The organism is Phyllobacterium sp. TAF24, from assembly GCF_052113785.1.
GTDB lineage: Bacteria > Pseudomonadota > Alphaproteobacteria > Rhizobiales > Rhizobiaceae > Phyllobacterium.
Window position 1 is genome coordinate 22,068 of sequence record NZ_JBFRDN010000006.1, and the last position, 10,433, is coordinate 32,500.

8 protein-coding genes, 1 tRNA gene and 2 rRNA genes (1 of these 11 only partly in view) are annotated in these 10,433 nt (G+C 53.5%); 4 read left to right on the top strand and 7 right to left on the bottom strand.

Features of this window, described 5'->3' with window-relative positions; all coding sequences use genetic code 11:
* Positions 1-105 precede the first annotated feature (105 nt).
* Entirely contained in the window at positions 106-1,023 is a 918-nt protein-coding gene (locus AB4Y96_RS07255) for a hypothetical protein (RefSeq protein WP_441916430.1), read from the top strand.
* 13 nt (positions 1,024-1,036) lie between these two features.
* On the opposite strand, the gene AB4Y96_RS07260 is transcribed toward AB4Y96_RS07255, so the two are convergent.
* The 4 genes from AB4Y96_RS07260 to AB4Y96_RS07275 form a co-directional block, all read right to left on the bottom strand.
* Complete coding sequence (locus AB4Y96_RS07260; protein ID WP_441916431.1) at positions 1,037-1,480, bottom strand: hypothetical protein; 444 nt, start codon at positions 1,478-1,480, stop codon at positions 1,037-1,039.
* A gap of 96 nt (positions 1,481-1,576) precedes the next feature.
* Entirely contained in the window at positions 1,577-2,596 is a 1,020-nt protein-coding gene (locus AB4Y96_RS07265; RefSeq protein WP_091878328.1) for a LacI family DNA-binding transcriptional regulator, read from the bottom strand.
* A 147-nt stretch (positions 2,597-2,743) separates the two neighbouring features.
* The gene (locus AB4Y96_RS07270; RefSeq protein WP_441916432.1) at positions 2,744-3,637 is read right to left on the bottom strand and encodes a DMT family transporter; all 894 of its coding nucleotides are present in this window, start codon (positions 3,635-3,637) and stop codon (positions 2,744-2,746) included.
* 91 nt (positions 3,638-3,728) lie between these two features.
* A complete protein-coding gene (locus AB4Y96_RS07275) occupies positions 3,729-4,220 on the bottom strand; it encodes a MarR family winged helix-turn-helix transcriptional regulator (RefSeq protein WP_091878332.1) in 492 nt (163 codons plus the stop codon).
* Between the two features lie 334 nt (positions 4,221-4,554).
* Here AB4Y96_RS07275 and AB4Y96_RS07280 point away from each other — a divergent pair, with 334 nt between their 5' ends.
* The 3 genes from AB4Y96_RS07280 to AB4Y96_RS07290 all read left to right on the top strand — a co-directional run bounded on the left by AB4Y96_RS07280 (position 4,555) and on the right by AB4Y96_RS07290 (position 7,660).
* Positions 4,555-5,301 (top strand): creatininase family protein, encoded by a 747-nt coding sequence (locus tag AB4Y96_RS07280; RefSeq protein ID WP_441916433.1) that lies wholly within the window; start codon positions 4,555-4,557, stop codon positions 5,299-5,301.
* A gap of 109 nt (positions 5,302-5,410) precedes the next feature.
* Positions 5,411-6,514 (top strand): CobW family GTP-binding protein, encoded by a 1,104-nt coding sequence (locus AB4Y96_RS07285; RefSeq protein WP_441916434.1) that lies wholly within the window; start codon positions 5,411-5,413, stop codon positions 6,512-6,514.
* 171 nt (positions 6,515-6,685) lie between these two features.
* Entirely contained in the window at positions 6,686-7,660 is a 975-nt protein-coding gene (locus tag AB4Y96_RS07290; protein WP_441916548.1) for a WD40 repeat domain-containing protein, read from the top strand.
* Positions 7,661-8,015: 355 nt separating this feature from the next.
* Here the strand turns inward: AB4Y96_RS07290 and AB4Y96_RS07295 are convergent.
* The 3 genes from AB4Y96_RS07295 to AB4Y96_RS07305 form a co-directional block, all read right to left on the bottom strand.
* Positions 8,016-8,092 (bottom strand) — tRNA-Met (locus AB4Y96_RS07295).
* A gap of 215 nt (positions 8,093-8,307) precedes the next feature.
* Positions 8,308-8,422 (bottom strand): 5S ribosomal RNA (gene rrf, locus AB4Y96_RS07300).
* Between the two features lie 242 nt (positions 8,423-8,664).
* A 23S ribosomal RNA gene (locus AB4Y96_RS07305) occupies positions 8,665-10,433 on the bottom strand (it continues 1,040 nt past the right edge of the window).

A 10,433-nucleotide genomic window follows, 5' to 3' on the forward strand; every position in this document is an offset into this window, starting at 1 on the left:
GCCTAGTGCATCGGATCGCTTGCGAAACGCAAAATATTATTTGAACATCGCTCCATTACAGGCATCGGTAACAATTAAATTTGTACCAGCCGTTCGGGGGCAATGGTGGCAATTCAATTCACAAATTCACTGGAACAGGAATTTCCAGTTGTTTCGAAAATGTCGATTCCCTATGAGCTGAACCCGTATGGGCAAGCAAGCAGCGGCGGCCGGACCGGAACGGACTTCGATATGTATTTTGTCGAATCGCCGTGGGGCCCACGGGTTATCTGTTTTATGAAACTGAACTTCATTTTCACAAACGGTAGCGGCGGAGCTTGGGATGATGGTGAACGGCGAGATTGGGTAGCGAACTGGACATCGCAAATCGCTGGAAGGTGGAGCACAAACAGGCTGACCACTACATCTGACGGAAGGCCAGTCGGCTTGAGGTTCTATTTTTCCATACAGATCAATAGCAGCTCACAAAGCGCGCATTGGCCTGTCCACGTCGAAAAAATCAAGGATTCAGAAGAGCACAAGAGGTATAAAAGCCTCACCTGTACACGTAAAAGCCCATTGTGCGAGATGAGGCATGTGCAGTTGAGTAGCTTTGACCTGAAACCTTTATCGCTTGAACCAGGGGTTACGCAGCGGATAGCTCTTCATGAATTCGGTCACATGATTGGATATATGGAAGATGAATATAAACGCAGGTCGCGTTACTTCGGCGAAACTGGCTCAATGATGCACAGCGGTGAGGCTGTCGAGCCTCGGCATCTTAAGCCCTTCAAAGATTATGCGGATTCATTATCAAGAACATGGGACACGCATATGCATGCATATTCGAAAAAGGTGCAGGCCGAGCAGCATAAGATCGCGTTACTTGCTCAAAAGCAAACCAAAGCGACAATGGATTCCATACGATTTCAAAATGCCGGAGGCATATTGAGCGGCAAACCTGCACCCCAATATGTACTCAAACCCGGCATGCCCGGCGGCCCTTCTGAATACAAAGTGCCACCGCTTTTACATAAACGCTAAACTTCACATCAGGCTAAAGCAGATCGACGCCCGCTGCGGACAATGACAAAAGCACCGACCGTGGCGCGACACTGACGTAGGCACGGCCATCACCGGGGCTAAATTCGACGATGGTTTTTCCGTTCTGATCGGCAAAGGCAATCGTGCCGTCCTGATTGTTGCGCCATTCCGTTGCGTTGGCCAGCGGCGCATAAAGCGCCGCGCAATCCTTATTCACATGCAGGGCATCATGGCCCGGCAGTCCGTTTTCCTGCGGAAATGCCTTGCACCTGGCGCTACCGCCCGGACTACTGATCACAAATGCCGGGGCATCGAATTCCGTCAGACCTGTTGAGGCTGTCATTGTCGGATCGACATTGGCTGGCTGAGACGCTGTGAATGACGCGAAATCCGCAAACAGCGCGGCAACAGCAAAAAAGGAGAAGAGGCCGATCCCGGCAGTTAAACTCAGCTTCACAATGAACTCCCCGGGCATACGCGCACGGAAAGACCCTAAGCAATCAGCGTTAATCAACCGTTAGAGCGCGATGAAAGCCTCTCGCGCCTGATGATGCTACCGCTCTTTGGGTTTTGAGGTTGATTGCCGGATGCGCAGCTCCGGCTTGATAAGTTCCTGCCGTGCATGGGTGTCAGCGCCGTTGAGCTGATCAAGCAGCGCCCGTGCTGCACGCTGGCCGACTTCGCGCTGACCATTCCACACCGTCGTCAAAGCCGGCGTGGCAATCGCCGCTTCTTCGAGATCATCATAGCCGGTCACGGAAATATCGACGCCGGGAACCATGCCCGCGCGGGCAATACCGTTCATCATGCCGATGGCAGCAAGATCATTCCAGCAGACCGCGGCAGTTGGATGATCTTTCAGCGCCAGAAACTGCGGCGCGGCGTCAAAACCAGCCTGCTTGGTGCGCGGTCCCGGAATGCGCCATTCCGGCTTGACCTCAAGACCTGCCTTTTGCATGGCCAGAAGATAACCTTCATAGCGGTCGCGGCCTGTTGATGTCTGGTCCGTACCGCCGACCATGGCAATCCGCGTATGGCCCAGTGAAATCAGATGGTTTGTCGCAAGGCTGATGCCATAGGAATCATCGCCGCGAAAAACCGGTACATTTGCATCCTTGACTGTACGAGCAATCAGGACGATCGGCAGACCATTATCCTCAGCCATGCGGATATCTTCGGCCGGAGTGCCAATGGCTGGTGACATGATGACCCCATCGCCGCCCAATTGCAGAACGGTCTCGATAAATGTGCGCTGCTTGTCGAGCTGGTCATAATGGTTGGACAGAATGAATGTCTGRCCGGAGCGGTCCAATTCACTCTCGATTGCCCGCAGAATTTCGGCGAAAAACGGGTTCATGATGTCATGAACAACCACACCGACAATACCCGAGCGCGAGGTGCGCAGGCTGGCCGCCCGTCGGTTATAGATATAACCGACGGCGCGGGCATGTTCTTTGATTTTTTCACGCGTCTGGTCCGCCACAAGGGGACTATCGCGCAAAGCAAGCGATACGGTTGCAGTAGACACTTTCAGCGCGTCGGCAATTGTCGATAGTTTGATCTTTTGCGCCAAAAACCGCCTCCCCGCCGTCTGGTCAGACAAATACATTGTCGTTCTCTGGCGTTATGCCATTGCCACCCGATAAATCAAAGCCCTTTCGCCGACTGCCGCGTGCAAAGCCCCAATTGGCTTTGGATAGTGACATCGGTCCCATGACAATCAGGAGCGCATCCGCAACCGGTGTTCCCGGTGCACGACGTAAAGACCGCTCGCAATAACGATGACAGCCCCCAGAAGCGTATAAACATCGGGGAACTGGTCAAAGACGAGATACCCGAACGCGAGCATCCAGATGATCTGCAGGAACGGATAAGGGGCAAGAGCAGCTGTCGTTGCACGCCGATAGGCCAGAATGATCAGATAATGCCCCACTCCGCCAAAGAAACCAAGCATCAGCAGAAGCACTATCTGAAACCACGTCTGCGGCATGACAGCTTCAGTTACGGCAGGCGAAATAAGAACGGCAGGCGCCAATGCCGAAAAAAAGATCAGGCTCTCAGGTGATTCGGTGGCAGCCATGCGGCGGGTCAAAAGCACGTAAAGCGAGTAGCTCAGCATCGCCAATATCGAATAGGGCAAGCCGGGATTGAGCGTTCCGAAGCCGGGACGCGCAATGATCAGCACGCCGATAAATGCCACGATAATCGCAGCCCAGCGGCGCCATCCTGCCCACTCCCCCAGCAATGGCCCCGCCAGCGCCGCAATAACCATGGGCGCGGCGAATGTAATTGTGATCGTTTCGCCAAGCTGCATGGTCTGCAGCGCGTAAAAGTTGAAATAAGTAGAGCCAAACAGGCACAGTCCGCGCAGCAATTGAAAGCGGTAACTCCTGACCCTGAAAAGCGCAGGATTGGTCCAGCCGCGAAAGAAAATGAGAACCAGCACCGCGTGCTCGACAAACCGCATCCACGACACAAAAGCCGGTGGAATACCCTGAAGAACCAGATATTTGGCGCTTGTATCCAGACAGGAGAAGAGGATGCCCGCCGCAAAAATATAAAGAATCGCAGCAGCGGGTACGGCTTCCTGAGAGGAAGGTGTAGATACAGACAAGATGCTAACCAATCAGACAGGCAGGACTGACCACCATGTTAGCAATTTCGCACCGTTTGTAACGGTCAATCGCACTGTGACAGGCAGAAAATTACTCGTCGTCACCATCGTCATCATCATGATCGTCATCCGACCCCGTCTGACGCAACAGTTCAGCAGCCGACAAATTGATCTCAAGGCGCTGCAGCATCTTGATCAGAGCCTTGCGTTCCTTCTTGTCAAAGCCCTTCATCGCATCCTTTTCAGTCTTGCGGATGGATTTCTCGATAGCCTTGATCGCCTCATTGCCCGTATCTGTCAGGAAAATATGCGCCTGACGCTGGTCAGTCGCAGATCCCTCTTTTTTGACAAAGCCCTGCGTCTGAAGCCGGGAAATCGTTTTGGTGATTGTTGGCGGGCGAACACCCAGGCGTTTTGCCAATACACTTGGCGAAAGACCATCCTCATGCGCCAGCTGCAACATTACAGCGTCCTGTCCCGCATAAAAACCATGGGTCAAAAGCCGGGTGGCCAGTGCCGTGCGCGTCAGCCGAGCGGTTGATTGCAGACGGTGAAGAATGAGAGGCTTGCGTTCCTTGACCATTCAAATTCCTGCTCGCTGTGAACCAATTGTCCGGTTAATGATAAGGCGGCTAGCTCTTTTTGGTAAATGGTAATTATCAGACGAAGGATGTCGGCACTGTACAGTCTCAACTTTGAACGAAAATAACCTTTGGCGCCTCAATTTTCAGCTCTGCACCACTAAGCCGATCCCCCGATGAACCCGCGTTACAATTCTTATATGACATTCTGATGAAATTTGCCGACGAATTGCCGCCAGAGCCCAAATAAGCCGATAAAAATCGGGTTGGGGATGCCTACCCTCGCTCCATCAAGGCAGTTATGCTAACAGCGTCCTTGTAACCCGTGAGTGACCCATGCCCACGCTATCAGCCAAAACAATTGCTCTTCTTCCGCTTGGTGCCCATGAGCAGCACGGGCCGCATTTGCCCTATGAAACCGACACATTGATTGCGCAAGGGTTCGTCAACCGACTGAAACCGGCCCTTCCCGCAACGCTTTCAGTCGATTTTCTACCGGTTGAGCCTGTTGGTTACTCCATCGAACACATGGATGTCGCGGGAACGAAGAGCCTGGCTTTTGATGAGGCTGTGCGCCGCTGGATCGATATCGGCAAGGGCGTCGCAGATCGCGGCCAGTCCAAGTTGGTCATTCTCAACGCCCATGGCGGCAATTCTCCGCTCATGACAATTGTCGCCACTGAACTGCGGGTTCGTTTCAATATGCTTGCTGTCGCAACAAGCTGGACGCGATTTGGTTTGCCGGATGGCCTTATTTCTCCACAGGATAAAGCGCTCGATATCCATGGCGGTTTTATCGAAACTTCGGTGATGCTGGCGCTCTACCCGGAAAGGGTCGAGATGGCGAAAGCACAGAACTTTGATTCGAACCAACGACTGTATATCGAGACCTACACACATTTGCGTGCCTACGGTCCGCATGCCTTTGGCTGGAAAATGTCGGATCTGAACAGGCTTGGTGTTGCCGGCGATGCCTCCCGCGCCACGGCAGAGGCTGGAGAAAAGTTCATTACACACAGTTTAAAGGGTATTATCGAACTGCTTGAGGATGTGGACCGCTTCGACTGTTCGGTTTTTGCGTGACAGGCTCAATCCGCTTGAACAAACCATTCACGCAATTGAACACATCGGATGTGGCAAAACCCGTCATGATCACCTATATCCTGTGTTCATCCTTTCAAAGAGGCACACGATGAGTGAAGCTCCAACGACCACCAATGCTGCGCCTGACACCGCGCGCATCCCTCAGATCCCCGTCACCGTTCTCACCGGTTATCTCGGTTCCGGCAAGACGACTCTGCTCAACCGTATTTTGAGCGAAGACCATGGCAAACGTTATGCGGTCATCGTCAATGAATTCGGCGAGATCGGCATCGACAATGATCTGATCGTCGAATCCGACGAAGAAATCTATGAAATGAACAATGGCTGTATCTGCTGCACCGTGCGCGGAGACCTGATCCGCGTGGTGGAGGGCCTGATGCGCCGCCCCGGCCGGTTTGATGCGATCATCGTCGAGACTACAGGTCTGGCTGACCCTGTTCCCGTCGCCCAGACTTTCTTCATGGATGATGACGTGCGCAGCAAAACCATGCTCGATGCTGTGGTTGCCCTTGTCGACGCCAAGCATCTGCCCTTGCGTCTGAAGGACAGCCGCGAGGCGGAGGATCAGATTGCCTTCGCCGATGTGGTACTCCTGAACAAGACCGATCTGGTAACGGCTGATGAACTGGCTGCCGTCGAGGCAACCGTTCGTGCCATCAACCCCTATGCGGTCATCCACAAGACCGAGCGGGCCAGTATTGATCTGACCCGCGTGCTCGATCGCGGCGCCTTCGATCTGACCCGCGCCTTGGAAAACGACCCGCACTTCCTTGATCACGATCATCCTGACCATGCCTGCGGCCCTGATTGTGATCATGACCATGATCACGCGCACCATCATCACGATCATGACCATGGACATCATCACCACCATGATCACGCGTCGCCGATTCACGATACGACTGTGATCTCGGTTTCCCTGCGCGTGGGCGAACTCAATTCCGATAAGTTCTTTCCATGGGTCCAGAAAATCACTCAGGACCAGGGGCCGAACATCCTGCGCCTGAAGGGTATTCTCGCATTCAAGAATGATCATGAGCGCTATGTTATTCAGGGCGTCCACATGATTATTGAAGGCGATCATCAGCGCGCATGGAAAGACAATGAAAAGCGCGAAAGCCGTCTTGTCTTCATCGGCCGCGAACTCGACCATGATGCGCTGAAATCCGGACTTGAAAGCTGCCTCGCCTAGGCTACAAACATATTGAATGAAATTGAAATGGCATGATGTCTTTCGTTCGAACGCCGATACCGCTGTAATAGCAGCCTCGCACGAACGAACGACATTGCCTTTCACATTCCTGTTTGTTTCTTTTTTGCCATTCCGGGCGCCATTGCAATCCAATTCATGAGCTTATCATCTATGCCGACTATTGCCCCGCTTGATCTGACCGGTCACTGCATTGACGCCCGTTTTGTTCAGGACGTTCCATTCTTTGCGCTCGCCGATGGCACCGTGCATCGGCTCGACAATGGCCATAAGATCACAGAGGCTCATGACGGACTTCTTTGTGCAGTGCTTTCTTCTGATGGTAAGTCATTACTTACAAGTGGAGAAGATGGCCGCGTCTGTTCGACCAGCTTGAATGGCGAAGTCACCGAACTCAGCAAGATACCGCGCAAATGGATGACTGCCTTGGCTGCGGCACCGAACGGCGCGATTGCCTATGCATCGGGAAAAATCGCCTGGGTGCGCGCTCCTGATGGATCAGTACGGGAATTGGTTCATGAGCGCAGCGTGGAGGGCCTTGCTTTTGCGCCAAAGGGCCTGCGGTTGGCAGTTGCCCGTTACAATGGCGTAACGCTGCACTGGCCTGCCACCAACGGAACACCGACAGAGCTGGAATGGAAAGGCGCGCATGTCCAGGTGGTTTTCTCGCCTGACAACCGCTTCCTTGTCACGTCCATGCAGGAAAATGCGCTGCATGGCTGGCGTCTGGAAGATAACAGGCACATGCGCATGACCGGCTATCCCAACAAGGTGAAAAGCTGGTCATGGAGCCCGAAGGGCAAATGGCTGGCGACATCAGGTGCACCGGCCTCCGTTGTCTGGCCATTCTCGGGCAAGGACGGGCCGATGGGTAAAGCGCCGCTGGAACTTGGCACGCGCGGCGACAGTGCCGTGACCGCCGTCGCCTGCCATCCTGTCGAGGATATTGTCGCGATTGGCTATTCCGACGGCATGATCCTTGTTGGACGCTTTGGGGATCAAAAGGAAGTGCTGCTGCGTCGTCCCGGTAAAGGCGCAATTTCGTCGATGGATTGGGACAGAACCGGACATCGTCTGGTGTTTGGGAGCGAGAGCGGCGATTGCGGCGTTGTGGATATTACGGCGTAATCTCTTTTTCCGCGCTTGATCAAAATAGTATTTAAGTAACGACGTACAATTCCGGAAGCCCACTTTTACGGGCTTTCATGACGGATGTTGTGCCCTTTGCAGAGCGTCTTGCGGCGGCTCCATTGTCGTGCCTCTGGGCTTAACACGGTGTGCTGCCGGTTTATAATGCGTTTTGAGAAGCTGGTTTTGGTTTGATATTTGGGAGTTTTGGGGGGATGGTTTGCCCGCTCGGGTCTTTAGACAGCGCCGTGGGTTGTTTTGCGGGCTCTGGCTTCCGGTTCTCGCCCTTCATGTTGAGCGGCTGGCGAGGAGAGCGATGTTTTGAGAAGCTTGTTGGTTTTCTATTTGGAATGTTTGGTTGCGGGGACAGGATTTGAACCTGTGACCTTCAGGTTATGAGCCTGACGAGCTACCGGGCTGCTCCACCCCGCGCCACCAAGCGGCTTTTGCCGCTTTGTCTGCCTTACGGCAGGATTGTTATTATGCTCTTACGTCGAACGATTTGCAAAATTGTCTGCTGATTTTGCAAAATGCTCTGATGATTTGTCAGATCGGTTGTATTTGCAAAAGCAAAAGGCCGCTTGGAGCGGCCTTTTGGATGTTTGGTATGGAATTGTTGTGTTTTGATTTCATGTTGCGCTTGGCAGACCTGGCAGCGACCTACTCTCCCGCGTCTTGAGACGAAGTACCATTGGCGCTGGAGCGTTTCACGGCCGAGTTCGGAATGGGATCGGGTGCAGCCGCTCCGCTGTAACCACCAGGTCAGCAAAGAGCAACGATGAAAGAGAAGCTGGTTTTGTTTGTTTTTTCGATTTTGACGGTTCACCGACTTTCCAGTGATCGGTACGGACAGCACTCGGGAGAGAACTCCAGAAGGCTCCAATACAGACCGCTAGGTCGTCGCCGGTCGTCCGGCGCCCTCGCGGAGCATAGGGTCGAAGACCCGCTCATGCGTGAGCGCTTTTCAATCATCTGACATTGTCAGATGGATATAAGTAATGAGAATGATCAAGCCAATCGAGCTATTAGTACCGGTAAGCTTCATGCGTTGCCGCACTTCCACACCCGGCCTATCGACGTGGTGGTCTTCCACGGCTCTCAAGGGAATACTCGTTTTCAGGTGGGTTTCCCGCTTAGATGCCTTCAGCGGTTATCCCGTCCGTATATAGCTACCCTGCTATGCGGCTGGCGCCACAACAGGTCCACCAGAGATACGTCCATCCCGGTCCTCTCGTACTAGGGACAGATCCTGTCAATATTCCTACACCCACGGCAGATAGGGACCGAACTGTCTCACGACGTTCTGAACCCAACTCACGTACCGCTTTAAATGGCGAACAGCCATACCCTTGGGACCTGCTCCAGCCCCAGGATGCGATGAGTCGACATCGAGGTGCCAAACAACCCCGTCGATATGGACTCTTGGGGGTCATCAGCCTGTTATCCCCGGCGTACCTTTTATCCGTTGAGCGATGGCCCTTCCACGCGGGACCACCGGATCACTATGACCGACTTTCGTCTCTGCTCGACTTGTCAGTCTCGCAGTCAGGCGGGCTTATGCCATTGCACTCGACGACCGATTTCCGACCGGTCTGAGCCCACCATCGCGCGCCTCCGTTACTCTTTAGGAGGCGACCGCCCCAGTCAAACTACCCACCATACACTGTCCCGGATCCGGATAACGGACCGCGGTTAGACATCCATATAGGTAAGGGTGGTATTTCAAGGATGACTCCACCATGGCTGGCGCCACGGCTTCAAAGTCTACCACCTATCCTACACATGCCGACACGAATGCCAGTGTAAAGCTATAGTAAAGGTGCACGGGGTCTTTCCGTCTAACCGCAGGAACCCCGCATCTTCACGGGGAATTCAATTTCACTGAGTCTGCGTTGGAGACAGCGGGGAAGTCGTTACGCCATTCGTGCAGGTCGGAACTTACCCGACAAGGAATTTCGCTACCTTAGGACCGTTATAGTTACGGCCGCCGTTTACTGGGGCTTCGATTCAAAGCTTGCACCTCTCCTCTTAACCTTCCAGCACCGGGCAGGCGTCAGACCCTATACGTCGTCTTGCGACTTCGCAGAGCCCTGTGTTTTTGGTAAACAGTCGCTACCCCCTGGTCTGTGCCACCCTCCTCTACTTGCGTAGAAAAGGGTCACGCTTCTTCCGAAGTTACGCGTGCAATTTGCCGAGTTCCTTCAACGCAGTTCTCTCAAGCGCCTTGGTATTCTCTACCAGTCCACCAGTGTCGGTTTAGGGTACGGTCTATACGCGGGAGCTATTTCCTGGAACCGCTTCGAAGCCCTTCCAATCCAATAAGGAAGAACAACATACGCGATCCGTCACTACCCGCAGGCCCACGAATATTAACGTGGTTCCCATCGACTACGCCTTTCGGCCTCGCCTTAGGGGCCGGCTAACCCTGCTCAGATTAACTTTAAGCAGGAACCCTTGGACTTTCGGCGAGGGAGTCTCTCACTCCCTTTATCGTTACTCATGTCAGCATTCTCACTTCTGATACCTCCAAAGGCCCTCACGGGTCCCTCTTCAACGGCTTACAGAACGCTCCGCTACCACTTGCTTATTGCTAAGCAAATCCACAGCTTCGGTGTATGGCTTTAGCCCCGGTACATTTTCGGCGCAAAGACCCTTATTTAGACCAGTGAGCTGTTACGCTTTCTTTAAATGATGGCTGCTTCTAAGCCAACATCCTGGTTGTTTTGGGATCCTCACATCCTTTCCCACTTAGCCATAACTTAGGGACCTTAGA

Excerpts from the sequence above, each read along its gene's own strand:
- AB4Y96_RS07290 (WP_441916548.1), top strand. The coding sequence starts at position 6,686 with ATGCCGACTATTGCCCCGCTTGATCTGACCGGTCACTGCATTGACGCC.
- AB4Y96_RS07285 (WP_441916434.1), top strand. The coding sequence starts at position 5,411 with ATGAGTGAAGCTCCAACGACCACCAATGCTGCGCCTGACACCGCGCGC.
- AB4Y96_RS07280 (WP_441916433.1), top strand. The coding sequence starts at position 4,555 with ATGCCCACGCTATCAGCCAAAACAATTGCTCTTCTTCCGCTTGGTGCC.
- AB4Y96_RS07275 (WP_091878332.1), bottom strand. The coding sequence starts at position 4,220 with ATGGTCAAGGAACGCAAGCCTCTCATTCTTCACCGTCTGCAATCAACC.